This is a genomic window from Streptomyces sp. LMG1-1-1.1, from assembly GCF_040815545.1.
GTDB lineage: Bacteria > Actinomycetota > Actinomycetes > Streptomycetales > Streptomycetaceae > Streptomyces.
This window is the reverse complement of record NZ_JBFPNH010000001.1, coordinates 452,533-471,208: the sequence shown is the minus strand read 5'-3', so window position 1 is coordinate 471,208 and position 18,676 is coordinate 452,533. Positions and strand designations below refer to the sequence as shown.

The 18,676-nt window shown below is 74.7% G+C and carries 14 protein-coding genes and 1 tRNA gene; 10 read left to right on the top strand and 5 right to left on the bottom strand.

The window, feature by feature from the left end; all coding sequences use genetic code 11:
- The first annotated feature begins 26 nt into the window (after positions 1 to 26).
- Entirely contained in the window at positions 27 to 878 is an 852-nt protein-coding gene (locus MRBLMG1_RS01935; RefSeq protein WP_367820005.1) for a site-specific integrase, read from the top strand.
- A gap of 28 nt (positions 879 to 906) precedes the next feature.
- Here MRBLMG1_RS01935 and MRBLMG1_RS01930 read toward each other — a convergent pair.
- Positions 907 to 983 (bottom strand) — tRNA-Pro (locus MRBLMG1_RS01930).
- Positions 984 to 1,068: 85 nt separating this feature from the next.
- The gene (locus MRBLMG1_RS01925) at positions 1,069 to 3,789 is read right to left on the bottom strand and encodes an AAA family ATPase (RefSeq protein ID WP_367820312.1); all 2,721 of its coding nucleotides are present in this window, start codon (positions 3,787 to 3,789) and stop codon (positions 1,069 to 1,071) included.
- A 270-nt stretch (positions 3,790 to 4,059) separates the two neighbouring features.
- Between MRBLMG1_RS01925 and MRBLMG1_RS01920 the strand changes: the two genes are divergently transcribed.
- Positions 4,060 to 4,647: a DUF309 domain-containing protein gene (locus tag MRBLMG1_RS01920; RefSeq protein ID WP_367820003.1), complete on the top strand. Its 588-nt coding sequence runs from the start codon at positions 4,060 to 4,062 to the stop codon at positions 4,645 to 4,647.
- Between the two features lie 179 nt (positions 4,648 to 4,826).
- Here MRBLMG1_RS01920 and MRBLMG1_RS01915 read toward each other — a convergent pair whose 3' ends face one another.
- Complete coding sequence (locus MRBLMG1_RS01915; protein WP_367820002.1) at positions 4,827 to 5,201, bottom strand: DUF488 domain-containing protein; 375 nt, start codon at positions 5,199 to 5,201, stop codon at positions 4,827 to 4,829.
- A 29-nt stretch (positions 5,202 to 5,230) separates the two neighbouring features.
- Positions 5,231 to 5,833: a TetR/AcrR family transcriptional regulator gene (locus MRBLMG1_RS01910; protein ID WP_367820000.1), complete on the bottom strand. Its 603-nt coding sequence runs from the start codon at positions 5,831 to 5,833 to the stop codon at positions 5,231 to 5,233.
- 201 nt (positions 5,834 to 6,034) lie between these two features.
- Here MRBLMG1_RS01910 and MRBLMG1_RS01905 point away from each other — a divergent pair, with 201 nt between their 5' ends.
- From MRBLMG1_RS01905 to MRBLMG1_RS01875, 7 genes are all read left to right on the top strand, one after another.
- Positions 6,035 to 6,808, top strand: a complete 774-nt coding sequence (locus MRBLMG1_RS01905) for a phosphatase PAP2 family protein (protein WP_367819998.1) — start codon at positions 6,035 to 6,037, stop codon at positions 6,806 to 6,808.
- Positions 6,805 to 7,989: a DMT family transporter gene (locus tag MRBLMG1_RS01900; RefSeq protein ID WP_367819997.1), complete on the top strand. Its 1,185-nt coding sequence runs from the start codon at positions 6,805 to 6,807 to the stop codon at positions 7,987 to 7,989. Before MRBLMG1_RS01905 ends, MRBLMG1_RS01900 begins: the two co-directional genes overlap by 4 nt.
- A 174-nt stretch (positions 7,990 to 8,163) precedes the next feature.
- Positions 8,164 to 9,195, top strand: coding sequence for an SPFH domain-containing protein (locus tag MRBLMG1_RS01895; RefSeq protein WP_367819995.1), 1,032 nt, complete (start codon positions 8,164 to 8,166; stop codon positions 9,193 to 9,195).
- Entirely contained in the window at positions 9,192 to 10,091 is a 900-nt protein-coding gene (locus MRBLMG1_RS01890; protein WP_367819993.1) for a hypothetical protein, read from the top strand. Before MRBLMG1_RS01895 ends, MRBLMG1_RS01890 begins: the two co-directional genes overlap by 4 nt.
- Positions 10,092 to 10,304: 213 nt before the next feature.
- Positions 10,305 to 11,171, top strand: a complete 867-nt coding sequence (locus MRBLMG1_RS01885; RefSeq protein ID WP_367819992.1) for a GNAT family N-acetyltransferase — start codon at positions 10,305 to 10,307, stop codon at positions 11,169 to 11,171.
- Between the two features lie 626 nt (positions 11,172 to 11,797).
- Positions 11,798 to 13,597: a S8 family serine peptidase gene (locus MRBLMG1_RS01880; protein WP_414721470.1), complete on the top strand. Its 1,800-nt coding sequence runs from the start codon at positions 11,798 to 11,800 to the stop codon at positions 13,595 to 13,597.
- Positions 13,598 to 13,822: 225 nt separating this feature from the next.
- Positions 13,823 to 16,702, top strand: coding sequence for an AAA family ATPase (locus MRBLMG1_RS01875; protein WP_367819990.1), 2,880 nt, complete (start codon positions 13,823 to 13,825; stop codon positions 16,700 to 16,702).
- 36 nt (positions 16,703 to 16,738) lie between these two features.
- Here MRBLMG1_RS01875 and MRBLMG1_RS01870 read toward each other — a convergent pair whose 3' ends face one another.
- Positions 16,739 to 17,548: a caspase family protein gene (locus MRBLMG1_RS01870; RefSeq protein ID WP_367819989.1), complete on the bottom strand. Its 810-nt coding sequence runs from the start codon at positions 17,546 to 17,548 to the stop codon at positions 16,739 to 16,741.
- 104 nt (positions 17,549 to 17,652) lie between these two features.
- Between MRBLMG1_RS01870 and MRBLMG1_RS01865 the strand changes: the two genes are divergently transcribed.
- Positions 17,653 to 18,555 (top strand): DNA/RNA non-specific endonuclease, encoded by a 903-nt coding sequence (locus MRBLMG1_RS01865; RefSeq protein WP_367819987.1) that lies wholly within the window; start codon positions 17,653 to 17,655, stop codon positions 18,553 to 18,555.
- Positions 18,556 to 18,676: the final 121 nt, after the last annotated feature.

Below are 18,676 nucleotides of genomic sequence, written 5' to 3'. Positions count from 1 at the left end.
CGGACCGCCCAGCAGACGAAGAACTGGTGGTCACCGGGGCCAGGACACGTGGCGCGCCGACAAGGGAAGCGCAGGAGGCGGTCCGCTTCCTCGTCTACTGCCACCAGGCCGACCCGGAGATGGCCGACCTGTTCGAGTTCCTCATCGTCACCGGCATGCGCAAGGGCGAAGCCCTCGGCCTCCACGGGAACGACGTCCACCTCACGGAAGGCGTCCTCTACGTGCGCTGCACCCTCTCCGCCAGCGACAACAACCACCTCGTCATCACTGCACCGAAAACCCGCTCCAGCCGCGGCTGGGTCGCCATCTCACCCCGTGTCGCCACCGCCCTCCGGCACCGATCGATGACAACGCCCTGTGCGAGGGGCGACCCTGACGATCCGTTCACCGGACTGGTCTTCTGCCGACCCGACGGCCGGCCGCTCGGCCCGCACCTCGTCCTGGACCGGCTGCACCAGCTGTCCGAAGAAGCCGGCGTCCCGCGGATCACCGTCCACGACCTGCGCCACCTCGCCGCCACCATCACCATCACGGCCGGCGTGCCGCTCACCGTGGTCTCCAAGACGCTGCGGCACTCCACCCTGTCCACGACCGCGAACATCTACAGCCACCTCACCCGGCAGGCAGCCCGTGAAGCCGTCGACACCATAGACCGCACCCTCACCGGAGCCGAGGAAGTCACCCGAGAACCCCGCCGTGCATCGTGGCTGCGACCACCACGCAACCACCTCCACTGGCTCGGTGAAGCCATCCGCCGGCTCCGCTCCCCCGCGCCGCCGGCCTTCAGCGCCACGGCCTCCCGGCCGCAGGCTGGACGTGCGACCACATTGCGACCACCATGGCCCCGGACACACGAAAGGCCGCCCTCTCGTGGATGAGAGAACGGCCTCCGACCAGCTGAAAGCATGGTCGGGACGACAGGATTTGAACCTGCGACCCCTTGACCCCCAGTCAAGTGCGCTACCAAGCTGCGCCACGTCCCGATGCGCGTCTTCGCGGGGTTTTCCCTGCGTCGGCGTGCAGGGGAAACATTACCTCACTCCGGAGGGTGGGATGACGCACGGGTAGTCACCGGCCGGGTGGCGCGGGATCGACGCCGCAGGTGGCGGCGAGGGCGGTCGCGTGGGCGAGGGCGTCGGGGGAGCCGGTGGCGCGGGCGAGGTCGAGGCGGGCGCGGGCCTCCTCGTAGCGGGAGGGGGAGTCCGCGAGATGGGCGACGGCCCGGGTGAGGAGGCGGACGGACTCCGGCGGGTCGGCGAAGAGGGCGAGGCAGCGGAGCGCTTCGCCGAGGGCGGTGGGGGTGCCGAGGCGTTCCGCGTGCGCGTGGGCCTCGGCGGCGATGCGGGCGGCGCGGTCCGGGTCGGTGGGGGCGACGGCGCGGGCGAGGTCGAAGGGCCAGGGCGCCCAGACGACGTGATGCCGCCCTCGGCCGGTGAGGGCCTCGGCGGCCGCTTCGAGCGTGTCGACGGCCTCCTCGCGCCGGCCCTCCGCGAGGAGCAGCCGGCCGAGCACGCTGGGGCCGTCCGGGAGCACGATCGCCCCGGGCCAGGGCGGCCCGAAGGCGTAGCGGTCGGCGACGGCCCGCGCCTCGGCCGTACGGCCACGGGCGAGGAGCGTGTCGACCAGCAGGCAGGCGGTGTCCCAGTGGACGGGAAGGCCGCCGCCCACGCGGTCGGCCAGCCGGAGCCCTTCCTCCAAGTGCCGCTGGGCGGGCACCAGCTGGCCCCTGCGCCGGTGGACCAGCCCCAGGAGCGTGTGGGCGAAGGCCAGGTGGGCGCCGCTCCAGCCCGAGATCTCGAAGGCGCGGACGGCCTCGGCGAAGAGGGCCTCACCACGGTCGGGCCGGTCAGCGAAGACGTACGCGATGCCCGTGAGCGCCGGGATCTCGAAGCCCCAGGTCACGTCGGTCCACCCGAGCCCCCGGGCCGGTACGCCGTCGACGAGCGCGCGGTCGCAGAGCCGTACCACCTCGGCGGCGGGCTCGCCCCGGAGCATCGCGTCGAAGCCCCGTACGCCGATCAGCGCCCGCTCGGAGTTGTCGGCGCCGGTGAATCCCGCCGTGAGCTCCGCGAGGCGGCGGGAGCGGCCCGGGCCGTCCTCCTCCGCGGCCTGGAAGCCCTCGAACATGAAGTGGGCCGCCTGCAGCCGCCGTCGCCCGGTGCCGGGCGGGGTGCGGCTCGCCTCGGCGGCGACGGTCCTCGCGGCCTCCTGGAGCTGGTTGTTGTGGGCGAGGGCCTGAGCGAGCCGGTAGGTGGCGTCGATCCGGAGCGCGTCGTCGAGGCCCGGCAGGTCCAGCGCGGACCGCAGGTGCCGGACGGTGGCGGCCGGCGACGTCAGCAGCGACGCGCAGCCGAGCTCGTACAGCACCCTGGCGTACGTCTCCGGGCGCGGCGGCTCCGTGAGCGCCCGCTCCAGGCAGCGGCGCGCGGCGTCGGGTGCTCCGACGGCGAGGTGCTCGGCGGCCGCCGCCCGCAGCCGGCCGACGACCTCCTCGTCCTCGTCGGGATGCACTTCCAGGAGGTGCCGGGAAACGGCGGCGGGCCCGTGGCCCGCCCCTTCGAGTGCCCACGCGGCGCGCCCGTGCAGCGCCGTCCGCACGGCCGACGGCACCGACCCGTAGACGGCGGTCGCGATGAGGGGGTGCGCGAACTCCACCGGGGCGTCGGAGGCGCCCCCGACGGAGGTGAGCGCCGCCGGGCCGGGGCCTGCGGGTCCGCCGCCGTCCGATGTGGGCGGGGTGGGGGCCGTGGGCGACGTGCGGGACAGGGTGATGATCCTCGCTCGGTGGAGGAGGGCCGTGTCCTCCGCGACCTGGGCCGGCTTCATTCCGGTGAGGGCCGCGAGGAGGTGCGGTGTGCTGTCCGTGCCGAGGACGGCGATCGCCCAGGCGAGGCGGGTCGGGCCGGTGCCGAGCTCTTCGAGGCGGGCGACGAGGCCGCCGCCCCGGGCGCCCGCGCCGAGGTCGCGGAGGAGTCCGGCGGAGCCGGCGACGGGTTCGAGCATCCGGTCGCGGGCCTTGGCGAGGAGCTCGACGGTCTCGTACGGGTTGCCGGAGGTCACCGTCCACAGTTCGCGGCAGAACGGCTCGTCCGCGTGACCGCCGAGCATGTCGCGGGCGAGCGCGGCGGTGGCGCCGAGCGTGAGGGCGTGCAGGCCGAAGGTCAGGACCGCGCGGTCGGCGAGTGCCGCGAGCGTCGCCGCCGCGCCGGGCCGGTCGGGGTTCGGCGTGGGCGGACGGTGGGCGAGGACGACGAGCACGGGCAGCCGCCGGTCCTGTCCGTCGCGGGTGAAGGCGTCGAGCCACGCCAGGGACTCGGCGTCGGCCCACTGCGCGTCGTCCACGAGCAGCAGCAGCGGCCGGTCCCTCAGCCGGTCGGCGAGGCGGCCGAGAAGTCCGGCCAGCCCGTCCCGCACACCCTGCGGGTCCGCGGGGGCCGCCGACGGCGAGAGGGGCGCGGCGATCCCGAGCGCGGGCGCCAGGAGGTCGTGGTGGTCGCCGAACAGGCCGCGCACGTCCTCCGGCCCGAAGCCGTCGAGGGCGGGCTGGAGCAGTTGCCGGGTGAGGTGGAAGGGGACCGAGACGAGGGTCTCGCCGCCGCGGGCGGTCAGCACCGTGCAGCGGTCCCGGGCGATGCGGTGGATCGCGGCGAGGAGGGTCGTCTTCCCGATGCCCGGCTCGCCCCGGAAGACGAGTATGCCGCCACGCCCGGGACCGCCCGCCGCCGCTCCGGCGACGAGCGCGTCGACGGCGTGCGCCGCCGCGGTGAGTTCCGGGTCGCGTTCGAGCAGCCCGTCCGGCTCCGGTCCGTTGGGGTGCGGCGCGACGAGGTCCAGTCCGGCGGGACGCGGTACGCGCCGCTCCGACCCGACGGGGTGCGGCCTGGCGATGTCCGTGAACGGCCCTGCGGACGGCGGCTGTTCCGATTCCGACGACACCGGCGACTCACTCCCCACACGAACTTGCGGCCTGACGCGGTCCGCGCGACCGCCGCGGATCAGGCCCGGTACTGGACCGACGAGCCTAGCGTCCCTGATCGTCGCGGGGACGACAATGGGCGGATGAACCGGACAGCGAGTGACGACGACAGGGATCGCGACGCGGAGGGAAGGGCCCGGAGCGCGCGCCCCCGCGACGGGCTGGGACGCCCCCTGCCGTACGGCACGGAGGGCGTTCCGCGACAGCCCGAGGGCGTCGTGCGGGCACCCGCCGACACCCTGGTCGAGGCGCAGCGGCTGCTGGACGCCGGGATGCCGTTCCACGCCCACGAGGTCTTCGAGGACGCCTGGAAGTCGGGACCGGAGGCGGAACGCGATCTCTGGCAGGGCCTCGCACAGCTCTCCGTGGGCCTCACGCACGCCGCCCGCGGGAACACGGCGGGCGGCGCCCGGCTGCTGCGCCGTGGCGCCGCCCGCCTCGTGGACGCGGCCCAGGAGGCCGCCGCCTACGGGATCGACGCCGACGGAATCGTCACGTGGGCAAGGGAATTGGCCGACCGTACGGAGGGGGGCCGCGGGACGGGCGCCCCGGCCGCTACCGGAGGGGCGGGCTCGGCGGGTGCGGTCGAGACGGACTCCGTCGCGGGCGGCGCGTCCCCTGGCGTCGACCCCGTCGCCGAGGCGCCCCGCCTGCGGCGGGATGTCGCCTGAGTACGCGTACGACCGGGCAGGGTGCCTCAAGGACCTCGGAGACATCCGAGAGGCAGATCCGGGCGGGGGTCCGGGGGCGGTGCCGAGCCGGGCAGGGGCGTGCGGGAGACGGTGCCGAGCCGGGCAGGGCGCGGGGTCCGGGGGGCGTGCCGAGCCGGGTGCGGCGGGCCCGACAGGGGCTACGAGCCGGGGTGTTCGAGTGCTCGCCGGAGTACGGAGGTGTGGCTGAGGGTCGGGTCCTTGGCGGCCGTGAGGAGGGTGACGGTCTCACGGGTGGCGAGTTCCCTGAGGCGGTCGAGGGCGGCGGCGGCGTCGGGGGCGGCGAGTTCGGCCTCGTAGCGGCGGCAGAACTCCTCGTACGCGCCGTCGGAACCGTGGTACCAGTGGCGGAGCTCGGTGGAGGGGGTGAGCGCCTTGGGCCATTCGTCGATGTGGGCGTCGGTCTTGCGGAGCCCCCGCGGCCAGAGGCGGTCGACGAGGACACGTACGCCGTCGTCGGGTGACGGCGTGTCGTAGATGCGGCGGACGCGGACGGTGGGGGTGCTTGCGGCCATGCCGCCAGGGTGCCGGACGGCGCGCGGGCTCAGCCGGCGACGCGCAGTGCCGGAAGGAGTACGGCGTCGACGAAGGTCCGCATGGTGGATTCGTCGGGGAAGCGGTCCTCGAAGACCCGCTCGACGCGGAGCATGCCCATGAAGCAGGGCGCGACGAAGGCGATGGCGGGGTTGTCGGCGGCGACCTCGCCGCGTTCGACGGCGCGGGCCACGACGGCGTCTATGGCGGCGACCTCGGGGGCGATGACGGTCTCGCGGAGTGCGGCCCGCAGGTCGGGGTGCTGGACGAAGGCCTGGGTGACGGCCTCCATGAGCTCGGCGTCGCGTTCGCGGTGGGAGGCGGCGATGCGGGCGGCCTCGCGGAGGTCCTCGGCGAGGCCGCCGGTGTCGATGCCCGCGAAGACGGTGCAGCGCCGCCGGGCGAGCGCGGCGGTGACGAGCTGCGCTTTCGTGCCCCACTGCCGGTAGAGGGTGGCCTTGCCGCACTTGGTGCGGGCGGCGACGCCCTCCATGGTCACCGAGTCGTAGCCGCCCTCACGGAGGAGGCAGAGGACGGCGTCGTACAACTCGGTCTCGCGCTCCGGCGTGATCTTGCTGCGACGGGCGGCGGCGCTCGCGGCCTGAGTGGACATCGATCCCTCCTGGACACCTCTGTCTCTGCACATACGAGAGTAGGGGGTGCACAATCGAGACGCAAACGTATCGAGACGCTTGCGTCTCGATGAAATCGGATCTAGGCTCACTGCGTTTGTTGCCGATTTGACGGATTAGAGGGCCGCACGATGGCTGCCGGGTTGAGCGGGATACGAGGACCACGTCCTGCAGGACAGGGGATGACACCCACCCCCGACCCGGTCAGGCCTCCGCTGCTGCGCGAGCTCCTGCTCGTCACCGCGCTCTTCCTCGTCTACAAGTTCGGCCGGCTCTTCGCCAACGGCCACGAGGCCCGCGCCTTCCGGAACGCCGACCGCGTCTGGGACGCCGAGCGCGCGATCCACCTGCCGGGTGAGGAAACGATCCAGCAGCTGCTGCTGCACGGCGAACCGCTGATCAAGGCCGCCAACACGTACTACGCGGCCGTGCACTTCCCGGCCACCATCGCCTTCCTCGCCTGGCTGTACTGGCGCCGCCCCGCCCACTACCTGTGGTCGCGCCGCGTCCTCGCGCTCGTCACCGGCGCGGCGCTCGCCCTCCACCTGCTGATGCCGCTCGCCCCGCCCCGGATGCTCGCCGCCACCGGACTCGTCGACACCGCCCGGATCTACGGCCCCTCCGTCTACGGCGCGACGCCCGAGACCGACTCGATGGCGAACCAGTTCGCCGCCATGCCGTCGCTGCACTTCGGCTGGGCCCTGATGGTCGCCATCGGACTGATCGCCGCCACCCGGTCCCGCTGGCGGGTCCTGTGGCTGCTGCACCCGCTGCTCACCCTGCTCGTCATCGTCGGCACCGCCAACCACTACTGGTTCGACGCGCTCGCCGCCGCCGTACTCCTCGGCCTCGCGCTCCTCGCCGTCCGCGCCCCCGGCCGGCGCCGCACCGCACCCCCGCCGCCGGTGGGCCGCACGCTCGGCGCGACCGCCCTCCCGGCCGGAGCCCTCCGATGAGCCCCGCCGCCGGCACCGTCTTCGCGGTGCTCCTCTCCCTCGTCTCCGCCGCCGGGTACGCGCTCGCCGCCGTCGCCCAGTCCCGGCTCGCCGCCGCCTCCCCCGCCGCCGACGACGGACGGGGCGCACTGCGCGCCCTGCTCGCCCGCGGCCAGTGGTGGTCGGCCGTCGGCCTCAACGCCGCCGGCGCCCTCGCACACGTCGCCGCCCTGCACTACGGGCCGCTCACCCTGGTCCAGCCGCTCGGCGCGCTCACCCTCGTCGCGGCGCTGCCGCTCGGCGCGCACCTCGCGCACCGGCGGGTCACCAGGACCGAGTGGCGCGGGGCGCTCTGGACCCTCGGCGGACTCGTCGGCCTGGTCGCCGTGACCGGCCCGACGGCGCCCGGCGAGGCGCTCAGCCTGCGCGAGTCCCTGGCCGTCGCGGCGGCGACCGCGCTCCTGATTGCCACCCTCGCCTCGGGCCGGCTCGCCGGGCGCGGCGCGTCGACCACCGGCGGCCGGACCGGGCGCGGCCTCGGCCACGCCACGGCCTCCGGGATCGCCTCGGGCGTCGCCTCCGCGCTCACCCAGACCCTCACGGCCGCGCTCGCGCTCGAACTCCCCGGCGACGAGCCGGTCTGGTGGCAGACCGCCCTGCTCGCGGTCCTCATCTCGGCCTTCGCCACGGGCGGCCTCCTCCTCTCCCAGGCCGCCTACCGGGGCGGCCTCGCGGCCCCCCTGGCCGTCGTCAACCTCTCCAACCCCGCCGCCGCCGCCGTCATCGGAGTCGCCCTCCTCGGCGAGACCTTCCGCGCCGGCGCCTGGGGCTGGCTCATCGCGGCCACCGCCTCCCTCGTCGCCGCGCGCGGCGTGGTGCTCCTGACGAAGGGCGGAACGACGGAGCCGGGCGCGGACGCCGGGACGGTCGATGCGGCGGCCCCGCCGATGGCGGTCACCGAGCCTGCCAGAGCGCTCGCGGCCGTGGTGTCGGTAGAACCTCCCGGGGCGCTCAAGGCCGCGGTGTCGGCAGAACCTGCCGGAGCGCTCGCGGCTTTGGCCGTGATGGGGGCCGCGGGACTGCCCGCGACGCCCGCGACCGTTGCGGTGGCCGGGTCGGCGGGAGCGCCCGCTCCCGGCCCCGAGCCCGTCGTGATCCCCGCGCCGGTGCCGCCCGTGCCGTCACACATGGCGTGCCCGTGACCGGGGGCGCGCAGCAGACCCCGGCGCGGACGGCAGTCCGCCCCTGACCCGGAGACAAGCGGCAAGCGGCAAGCGGCAAGCGGCAAGCGGCAAGCGGCAAGCGATCCTCCCTTTCGTCACCTTGACGACAACTGGCGGAGCGCCCTATCGTCATGATGACGACAAGGGGGATCCATGGCTGACATCACCCGGCGGGCCGGCTGGCGCCATCTGCGCTCCGCGCCCACCGCGCACATCCGCCACCAGCGCAAGGGCAGGCTCGTCCACGACGGCGAGGGGCTGAGCTTCTGGTTCCGGCCGCTCACCGCGGCGCTCTCCGAGGTGCCGGTGAACGACCGGGAGCTCGCGATGGCGTTCCACGCCCGTACGGCGGACTTCCAGGACGTCAGCGTGCAGTCGACGGTGACGTACCGGATCGGCGACCCGGAGACGGCGGCCGCCCGGCTCGACTTCTCGATCGACCCCGACACGGGCGCCTGGCGGGGCACGCCGCTGGAGCAGATCGCCACCCTGCTCACCGAGACCGCGCAGCAGCACGCGCTCGACGTCCTGGCGCGTACCGCGCTGGCGGCGGCGCTGGTCGACGGCGTGGCGGCGGTGCGGGACCGCATCACGGCCGGACTCGCGGCCGAGCCGCGCCTGCCGGCCACCGGGATCGAGGTCGTGGCGGTCCGGGTGGTGGCGATCCGACCCGAGCCCGAGGTCGAGCGCGCGCTGCGCACCCCGGCCCGCGAGCAGATCCAGCAGGAGGCCGACCGGGCCACGTACGAGCGCCGCGCTGTTGCCGTCGAGCGCGAACGCGCCATCGCCGAGAACGAGCTCGCCAGCAAGATCGAGCTCGCCCGGCAGGAGGAGCGGCTCGTCGAGCAGCGCGGCACCAACGCCCGCCGCGAGGCCGAGGAGAACGCCGCCGCCGACGCCGTACGGGCCGAGGCCGAGGCCGTGCGGAAGGTCAGGCTGGCCCGCGCCGAGGCGGAGGCGGCCCGGGAGGTCGGCGAGGCGCGCGCCGGAGCGCAGTCCGCGTGGCTGCGGGCGCACGGCGAGGTGACACCCGCCGTCCTGCACGCCCTGGCCGTGCACCGGGCCGCCGAGAACCTTCCCCGGATCGAGCACCTGACCCTCTCCCCCGACGTGCTGACCGGCCTGCTCGCCAAGCTGGGCGAGGGCGGAACCGGGACCGGGACCGGAGCCGGGGCCCGGCCGTGAGCCTCGCGCCGCGCGCCGTCCTCGTGCACCGGACCACGGAGTACGAGGAGCTGCTCGCCCGGCACGGCACCCACGGGCAGGCCGCGTTCTTCCTCTCCGCGCGCGGCCGCTCGGTCGAGGCCGTACGGGAACGGCACCAGCGCACCCGCCAGGCGCTCGCCGAGGTGGCGGGCGCGGTCCCGCTGACGTGGCGGCAGACCCGGGTGGAACGCGCCGATCTGGACCGCTTCCTTTTCGGTCCCGAGGACGTGGTCGTCGTGGTCGGCCAGGACGGTCTCGTCGCCAACGCGGCGAAGTACCTGACCGGCCAGCCCGTCGTCGGGATCGACGCCGATCCGGGGCGCAATCCGGGCGTCCTGGTGCGGCACCGCGCGGCGCAGGCGCGCCGGCTGCTGCCGTACGCGGTGGGGGCCGGCGCGGCCGTCGACGAGCTGACGATGGTCGAGGCCGTCACCGACGACGCGCAGCGGCTCCTCGCCCTCAACGAGATCTACGTCGGCCCGCCCGGCCACCAGACCGCCCGCTACACGCTCGGGCTTGACGGCACGGACGCCCCACCGGAGTCCCAGGCCTCCTCGGGCGTACTCGTCGGCACCGGCACCGGGGCCACCGGCTGGCTGCGGTCCCTGTGGGAGCAGCGCTCCAGCGCGCTCGCGCTGCCCGCGCCCTCGGACCCCCGGCTCGCCTGGTTCGTCCGCGAGGCCTGGCCCTCACCCACCACCGGCACCACCCGCGTCGAAGGCCTCCTCGCCCCCGGTCAGGGCCTCCGCCTCACCGTCGAGTCCGACCGCCTCGTCGCCTTCGGCGACGGCGTCGAATCCGACGCCCTCGACCTGACCTGGGGCCAGACCGTCCACCTCGCTGTCGCCTCCCCCCGCCTGCGCCTGATCGGCTGACCCGCCCGCCCCGGGAGCGCCCGCCCCCGAGACCGCCCGCCCCCGGGACCGCCCACCGCGCGCCCGGCCGAGCCCACGTCGGCCGACCCCGCCCACGACCCCGGCCGAAATCGATCGGCGCGCGGTGGAGGTCATCCGGCGCGGCGCTATGCTCGGCGCGCTTTGCCCTGATTGGGCAGGGCCGAACCCGTTCCCGGCCGTTGAAGGAATGCCATGACCTCCGCTTCCCCCGGTTCGCTCTCCGTCGCTAGGGCCACGCCGCGGGACTGGGAGCTGGTGCGTTCCTGGGCGGCCGAGGAGGGGTGGAATCCCGGCCTGTCGGACGCGCCGGCGTTCTTCGCGCAGGATCCGGGAGGGTTCTTCATGGGGCGGGTGGACGGGGAGCCGGTGTCGGCCATTTCGGTGGTGAACTACGACGAGGCGTACGCGTTCCTCGGCTTCTATCTGGTGCGCCCCGAATTCCGGGGCCTCGGGCACGGTCTGACCACGTGGCGGACCGCGCTCGCGCATGCCGGGGGGCGGTCGGTCGGGCTGGACGGGGTGCCGGCGCAGCAGGACAACTACCGCCGTTCGGGGTTCGCGACGGCGTACCGGACGGCGCGGTACGTGGGCGAGGTGCCCGCGGCCGACGGCCCGGTGGGTGGCGTGGTGGCCGCCGAGCAGGTCGACCCGGCGGCGCTCGCGGCGTACGACGCCGGGTGTCACCACGCCGACCGCCCGCGCTTCCTGTCCGCCTGGCTGACCACGCCGGGCCACCGCGCCCTGGTGAGGGTCGTCGACGGCCGCCCGACCGGGTTCGGGGTGGTCCGCCCGGCGCAGGACGAGGCGAGGGTGGGGCCGCTGTTCGCGGACAGCCCGGCGGATGCGGCGGCCCTGCTCGACGGGCTCGCCGCCGCCGCGCGGGACTTCGGCTCCGATCGGATCGCGGTGGACATGCCGGAGGCGAATCCGGAGGCCGCCCGCATCGCCCTGGAACGCGGCCTGGAGCCGACCTTCGAGACGGCCCGGATGTACACGGGGCCGGTCCGCCCGGTGGCGCCGGAGCGCGTCTTCGGAGTGACCAGCCTCGAACTGGGCTGACACCGCCGGGCCGGGGGCGCGTCACCGACGGTGCGCGCCCATCTGCCCCTGATTCGGCATGACTTGCAGCACATCATGACAACTCGCCACGAACAGGCATAATCTGCCTCAACCGGTCACGTGTCCCCGGGACCGACCGCGGGCGACCGCGACCGACGGCGACCGCCAGGGAGCGCCGCCGCTCGGGCGGGCAGAGTGCGCAAGTCGTCGGCGGGGCCGCCGGAAAGGCCCCGCATCCTGTGCGCCGCAAGGGCCCCGCACCTTCGCCCGCCGGGCCCCGGATCCTCGGCCGCGCATCTCCCCTCGCCGCACCCCCTCGGCCCCGTGAGGGGTGACAAGGGTTTTCCCCGTATCGGGTTCACCCCCCCGTTCCCTACTGTCCTCCGCACCGGCAGATATCATCCCCCCAGCGCACCCTGACAGGTGCATGCGGAGGGTGATGTCCGCCGGTGACGGCCTTGACCCGGGCCGTCGCGCCGGTGGCGGCGCACGGGCCCCCCAAGCCCAGGGAACCTCGGACGCGACCCCACTTCGCCCCGTGGACCCGCGCCGCCGCCACTGCTCCGCAGTTACGTCGTACTCGAAAGGGCCACACCTTGAACGGTTCCAGGCGGAGAGTCATATCCGTGGTCGCGAGCGCCGCGATCCTCGGCGCCGCTGCCACGACCGGGGCGATCGCCGCCGCCCCGGGCGCTGCCACCCCGAAGCCGGCTCCGGCTTCGCAGACGATGCGGGCGCTCCCCAGCGCCCCCGTCGAGAAGGTCATCGTGACCTACAAGAGCCAGGCCGCCGAGGCCGGCTCCAACACCGCCGCGAAGAGCGACACGGCCGAGAAGGCCGCGAAGACGGGCGAGAAGCTCTCCTTCGAGCGCCGCCTCGCCGGCGGTGGCGCACTCGTCGACCTGGGCGACAGCGCGACCAAGCAGGACGTGACCGAGGTCATGGACGCGTTCCGCGCCGACCCGTCCGTCGCGTCGGTCGAGCCCGACATCCGCGCTTACGCGATGGCCGTCACGCCGAACGACACCGACTACGCCAAGCAGTGGGACCTCTTCGAGCCCACCGGTGGCATGAACGTTCCTGCGGCCTGGGACAAGACGACCGGCACCGGCGTCACCGTCGCCGTGATCGACACCGGCTACGCCACCCACTCGGACGTGGCGGGCAACATCGTCGCCGGCTACGACTTCATCTCGACCTCCGCCGACGCCCGCGACGGCAACGGCCGCGACGCGGACCCGAAGGACGAGGGCGACTGGAACGCCACCGCCGGCGAGTGCGGCACCGGCTCCACCGCCTCCAACTCCTCCTGGCACGGCACCCACGTGGCCGGCACCATCGGCGCCGTCACGAACAACACCAAGGGCATCGCGGGCATCGCGTACAACGCGAAGATCCAGCCCGTGCGGGTGCTCGGCAAGTGCGGCGGCTCGTCCTCCGACATCGCCGACGCCATCACCTGGGCCTCCGGCGGCACCGTGCCGGGCGTCCCGGCCAACGCGAACCCGGCGAAGGTCATCAACCTGAGCCTGGGTGGCGCCAGCGCCACCTGCCCGAGCGTCTACCAGACCGCGATCAACGGCGCCGTCTCGCGCGGTACCACCGTCGTCGTCGCCGCGGGCAACAGCAACGCGAACGCCTCCGGCTTCACTCCCGCGAACTGCTCGAACGTCATCACCGTGGCGTCGACCAGCCGCGAGGGCAACCGGTCGTACTACTCCAACTACGGCACCATCGTGGACGTGGCCGCGCCCGGCGGCGAGACCCGCCGCTCGACCGACACGCCCGGTACCGTCACCACCCCCGAGAACGGCATCTACTCCACGCTGAACTCGGGTCTGACGACCCAGTCGACCGAGAACTACAAGCCCTACCAGGGCACCTCGATGGCGGCGCCGCACATCGCCGGCCTGGCCGCGCTCCTCAAGTCGGCCAAGAGCACCCTCACGCCGGCCGAGATCGAGTCCGCGATCAAGACCAACGCCCGCCCGCTGCCCGGCACCTGCACCGGCGGCTGCGGCACCGGCATCGCCGACTCCGCGAAGTCCGTGGACGCGGTCCTCGGCACCACCCCGCCGAGCGGCAACGTGTTCACCAACGCGACCGACGTGACGATCGTCGACAACACCACCGTGTCGTCCTCGATCGCCGTCACCGGCCGCACCGGCAACGCGCCCGCCACCCTCAAGGTCGGCGTGGACATCAAGCACACCTGGCGCGGGGACCTGGTCATCGACCTGATCGCCCCCGACGGCACGGTGCGCAACCTGAAGGCGTCCTCCTCCTCCGACAGCGCCGACAACGTCCTGACCACGTACACGGTCGACGCGTCGAGCGAGGTCGCCAACGGCACCTGGAAGCTGCAGGTCCGGGATGTGGCCTCGGGTGACACCGGCTACATCGACTCGTGGAGCCTCACCTTCTGATCCACCGGTGACATCCCACTGAACCACCCCCCACATCAGCATCCTTGCTGGTCAGCGACGCGCTCGTGGTCTATACCACGAGCGCGTTCTGGCGTGGGGGAGGCAGCTGCCCACCAGGCCCCCTGTCCGTATGCCGGACACAGGGCCTGGACTCCTCCGGTGGGCTCCGTATCCTCTGCCCACGGGGCTCATGGGCCGGGACCCGAGGGCCGGAGGTGGTGGACAGTGACGACAGCACCGCACCGCGCTGCCCCGGTGGGCCGCGAGGAACTCCTCGCCCGCATCGAACGCGCCCTGCACGCACGGGGCCGCGCCCTGCTCACCGGACCCGCCGGCGTCGGCAAGACCGAACTCGCCCTGGCCGAAGCGGCCCGCGCCGAGGCGCGCGGCGAGACCGTGGTGTGGCTGGCGCCGCTGCCGTCCGACCGGGACATACCCGGCGCGGCCGCGGCCGCGCTCGTCGCCTCCGCCGCGGCGACGGTCACCTCCCCGGTGCCCGGACCCATGGCACCGGCACCCGGGGTCCTCGCCTCCGGCGTCTTCGACGAACTGCCCGGCCCCCAGCGCACCGCCGTCGCCATGCTCTGCCGCGAGGCGCCGATCGACGCCGGCGGCTGGGACCCGATCGCCCTGCGCCTCGGCATCGCCCGCATCCTGCGCGCCCTGACCGGCAGCGGCCCCGTCCTGCTCGTCGTCGACGGAGTGCAGCACGTCGACGCGGACAGCGCGGACCTGCTGCGGTTCGCCCTCCACCTGGCGCCGCCCGCCCTGCGGGTGGTGGCCGTGGAGACCCCGGAACCGTACGGCGAGGTCCACGAGCCCTACCGCGAGCAGCACCGCCCGGAGGACCCCCACGCCACGCACCTGTGGGTGCCGTCCGAGGCGGACGTGCTGCTCGTCCCGCCGCTGGCCGCCGACGAGATCGCCGAACTCCTCATCCACCACCGGCTGCCGTCCCGGATGGCCGGCCGCATCCACCGGGCGAGCGGCGGCAATCCGCGCCTCGCGCTCGCCGTGGGGCGGTCCCTCGCCGACGCCAGGACCCCGCTGCACCACGCGGAGGCGCTGACGCTCTCCGGCCGGGCCCGCGACCTCGCCCGCCAACTCCTGGGCGCCGCGCCCGCCGCCGTGCGCGAGACGCTGCTGCTCGCCGCGCTGGCGCTGCGCCCCTCGGCGACCCTGGTCCGCCGGGCCGGGCGGCCCAACGCGGAGGCGGATCTCGCGGCGGCCGAGCGGGCCGGCCTCGTGTCGCTGGCCGAGGACGGGTCGGTGACCTTCACCGCCGGACTGCTGCCCTCCACGCTGGTGCACGACGCGTGCTGGGCGGAGCGGAGCGCCGGACACGCGGCCCTCGCCGAGGTCGTGGACGACCCCGTGGAGGCCGTACGCCACCGGGCGCTGGCCACCGACTCCCCGGACGAGGAGCTCGCCGCCGAGGTCGCGGCCGCCGCCGATCTGGCCCGGCGGCGCGGGAACAGCGCGCTCGCCGCCGAACTCGCCCTGCTCGCCGCCGAGTCGACGCCGGGCCGGCACGGCGGGCAGCGCATCGCACGGCTCGTCGACGCCGCCGAGGAGGCCGCGCGCGCGGCCCGTGCCGACCTCGCCATGCGGGCCGCCACCGATCTGCTCGCCCGGGACGCGTCGCCCTCCGACCGGGTGCGGGCGCGGCTCGCGGTGCTCGACACGGCGGGCCAGGGGCTGACCGGGCTCGACGAGATGTACGTCCACGCCATGGAGGACTCCGAGGGGAACACCGCGCTGCGGGCCGCCGTGCAGCTGCGGCTCGCCGTCAAGTACGTCCTGGCGGACGGCGATCCTGAGCGCTCCCGGGCGGCGGCGGTCGAATCGGCCGCGCTGGCCGCCTCGATGGGGGACCCGCGCACGGCGGCGCAGGCGCTGACCGTCCAGGCGCGGATGGAGCGGGCCCTCGGCTCGCCGGACGCGGAGGCCGTGCTCGCCCAGGCCCGTGCCCTGGAGCTGGCCGAACGCCCGCTCGGGATCCGCAACGCCGCACAGATCCTGACGATCCGCCACGCCCTGTTCGACGGGCGGCTCGTGGAGGCCCGCGACGAACTCGGCGCGCTGCTCCCACTGGTGCAGCGGCGCGGCTCCGTCGAGGACGCCATCGAGCTGCTCAGCACGCTCGCCGAGATCGAGTCCCGGATCGGCCCGTGCGGCGCGGCCCTCGCGCATGCCGGGCAGTCGCTCGCCCTCACCCTGGAGGCGGGTCTCTCCCCCGGTCCCGCCTGGTACGCGCTGGCGCTCGCGGAGACGGCGGGCGGCAGTTTCGCGCGGGCCGCGAGCTACGCGCGCCGCAGCGTGCAGGCCTCCGAGGAGGAGGGCGACCGGGTCTTCCTCTCCCGCAGCCGGTACGCGCTCGGCCGGGTCCAGCTGATCAACGGGGACGTGGCCGCCGCCTTGGAGACGCTGCGGCGGGTGCAGGCCGACGAGCGCGCCCAGTCGACCGTGGACCCGTCGATGCTGCGCTGGCACGAGGAGCTGGCCGAGGCGCTGCTCGCCCAGGACGCGGCCGACGAGGCGCTGGCGCTCCTCGCGGAGGTGCGGCCGGTGGCGGAGCGGCTCGGGCGGTCCACGGTCCTGCTCGGCTGCGACCGGGCGTACGCCCTGTGGCTCGCGGCCGAGGGGCGGACGGACGAGGCGGCGGATCTGCTCACCCGTACGGCCGACAGCTTCGGCCGGGCGCGGCTGCCGCTGGAGCGGGGGCGTGCGCTGATCGCGCTGGCCCGGGTGGAGCGGCGCCGGCGGCGGCGGTCGGCGGCGCAGAGTGCCCTGCACGCCGCGGCGGCGGTGTTCGAGCGGGCCGGGGCGGCTCCGTGGCTGGCGCTCGCGGGCGAGCCGCCGGCGGTCGGGGCGGGCGACGGGCCCGGGTCGGGTTCCGGGGCGGAGGAGGCGCTGCCGGCGCTGTCCTCGCTGACGGAGGGTGAGCTGCGGCTCGCGCGGCTCGTGTGCCAGGGCGCCAGCAACCAGGAGGCGGCGGCGAAGCTGTACCTGAGCGTGAAGACGGTCGAGGCGCGGCTGACCCGGATCTACCAGAAGCTCGACGTCCGCTCCCGCGCGCAGCTGGCGACGGCGCTCCGGCCGTGAGGACCCGGCCGGAGCCCACCGCGCGCGGGGCGGCCGTCAGATCGTGAACGGCCGCTGGCCGAGGAACGCCTCGTCGGGCGAGCCCGTCGTGTAGAGGTTCGGGCGCTGGGTCCGGGGCAGTGCGTCCTGGACCGCCTGGTGGAACGTGCGGTAGTCGCCCCGGAAGGTGCCGTCGGCCCAGGTGTTCAGGACGGCTTCGGTGAAGGCTCCGTTGACGTCCCCGTCGGCGGCGACCTGGTCGTCCTGGCAGGCCGAGACGAGCACGGCGTCGGGGCCCTGCCCGTCGGCGGACGCGGACGCGGCGAGCGAGCGGCGGAGCTCCGCGAGGAAGTCCCGGTCGCGGTCGTAGAGCTGTCTCTGCTGCGGCTCGGGCATGTACCGGCCCCGGGTGTCGTCCCCCGTACCGCCGGGCGCCTCGATGCTGCTGCCGCTGTGGCAGCAGTCGAAGAGGGCGACGATCCGCACGTCGTCGTCGAAGGCCCGGAAGGCCCGCCGGACCTCGTCGTCGAGGAACTGCCGGTCGTACAGGACGAGGGTCTCGTCCAGCGCGTCCGGCTCGTCGTCCTTGTCGGAGGTGTCGGGCACCTGCCCGCCGTGCCCCGAGTAGCTGAGGAACAGGATGTCGCCGGGACCGAGCCGCCCGGCGGCCTCGCCGAGCACCGCCGTCACGTTCGCGACCGTCCCGTCGGGGGTGAGCAGCGTCGTCGTCTCGAATCCCGCGGCCCGCGCGAGCCGCGCCATGTCGTGCGCGTCGTTCTCACATGCGACCAACGTGCCTTCCCAGCCCTCGTAACGGGCCGGGTCGACCCGGTTGAGTCCGACATGCACGGAGAGTCCGGTGGCCATGAGGTGCCTCCAGGTGGAAAGCGGAGGAGATGCCGGAAGCGTCTGATCGGGTGGCCTGTCCTCCTGTACCGCGCACGACCCCCTCCACGCGGTACTTCCATCCTATGAACCCTTCTCCTCCCCCGCCCCCTCCGACCGACCCGGCCGTCCCGGGCGACGGCGCCGTCCGGTCCGCCCTCGCCGACCGCACCGGCTACGACGAGAACTTCCTCGGCCCCGTGGTCCCGCTGCCGCTCCCGGCGCGGGACACGGTGGAGACCGTGGTCCTGCCGTACACGCACTTCACCGTGGTGTTCCGGCCCGACCGGCGGCTCGCGGCCTCGACGGCCGTGTGCATCGAGGGGCGGGAGCTCCTGGAGGACGTGCCCCGTGACGACGTCTGGCTGTTCGATCCCCGGCTGCCCGAGGAGCAGCAGGCGGGCGACGACGTCTACCGGAACAACAGCCTCGACCGCGGCCATCTGGTCCGCCGGCTCGACCCGGTCTGGGGTGCGCCGGGCGTCGCGCATCGGGCCAACACCGACACCTTCCACTTCACCAACGCGGCTCCGCAGGCCGACGTCTTCAACCAGGGGAAACAGCTCTGGCAGGGGCTGGAGAACTACCTCCTCGACCACGCCGCCGAGTACGACCGGAAGCTGACGGTCCTCACCGGGCCGGTACTCCAGGACGCCGACCCTCCGTACCGGGGCATCCAGGTGCCGCTGCGGTTCTGGAAGGTGGCCGCGTTCGTCCAGGACGGGGCTCTGGCCGCCGCCGCGTACGTCCTGGACCAGAGCCCCGACCTGAGCCGGGACGCCGAGCGGGCCCTGGCGGGCGCGACGGCAGGCGCGCCGCCGCCGCTCGGCCCCTTCCGCACGTACCAGGTGCCGGTCTCGGACGTCGCGGAGATCACCGAGCTGGAGTTCGGGCCGCTGCCGGACGTGGACGTGCTGCCGCCGGCGCGCGGCCCCGAGGAGCGGTGGCGGCGCCTGGAGTCGTACGACGACATCGTGCTGCACGCCTGACCGCACCCCGGTACCGCACCCCCCGTAGGCCGCGATTGCGGGGGGTTCGGGGCGGTGGAACGATTGGAAGGGATCACCTCCGGCGTCGGAGCGACCGGCGCTGCGCGAAGAGCGCCGGGTA

What these genes read in the sequence shown, in the direction of transcription:
- MRBLMG1_RS01920 (WP_367820003.1), top strand. Translation starts at nt 4,060, where the DNA reads ATGAACCGGACAGCGAGTGACGACGACAGGGATCGCGACGCGGAGGGA.
- MRBLMG1_RS01915 (WP_367820002.1), bottom strand. Translation starts at nt 5,201, where the DNA reads ATGGCCGCAAGCACCCCCACCGTCCGCGTCCGCCGCATCTACGACACG.
- MRBLMG1_RS01910 (WP_367820000.1), bottom strand. Translation starts at nt 5,833, where the DNA reads ATGTCCACTCAGGCCGCGAGCGCCGCCGCCCGTCGCAGCAAGATCACG.
- MRBLMG1_RS01905 (WP_367819998.1), top strand. Translation starts at nt 6,035, where the DNA reads ATGACACCCACCCCCGACCCGGTCAGGCCTCCGCTGCTGCGCGAGCTC.
- MRBLMG1_RS01900 (WP_367819997.1), top strand. Translation starts at nt 6,805, where the DNA reads ATGAGCCCCGCCGCCGGCACCGTCTTCGCGGTGCTCCTCTCCCTCGTC.
- MRBLMG1_RS01895 (WP_367819995.1), top strand. Translation starts at nt 8,164, where the DNA reads ATGGCTGACATCACCCGGCGGGCCGGCTGGCGCCATCTGCGCTCCGCG.
- MRBLMG1_RS01885 (WP_367819992.1), top strand. Translation starts at nt 10,305, where the DNA reads ATGACCTCCGCTTCCCCCGGTTCGCTCTCCGTCGCTAGGGCCACGCCG.
- MRBLMG1_RS01870 (WP_367819989.1), bottom strand. Translation starts at nt 17,548, where the DNA reads ATGGCCACCGGACTCTCCGTGCATGTCGGACTCAACCGGGTCGACCCG.
- MRBLMG1_RS01865 (WP_367819987.1), top strand. Translation starts at nt 17,653, where the DNA reads ATGAACCCTTCTCCTCCCCCGCCCCCTCCGACCGACCCGGCCGTCCCG.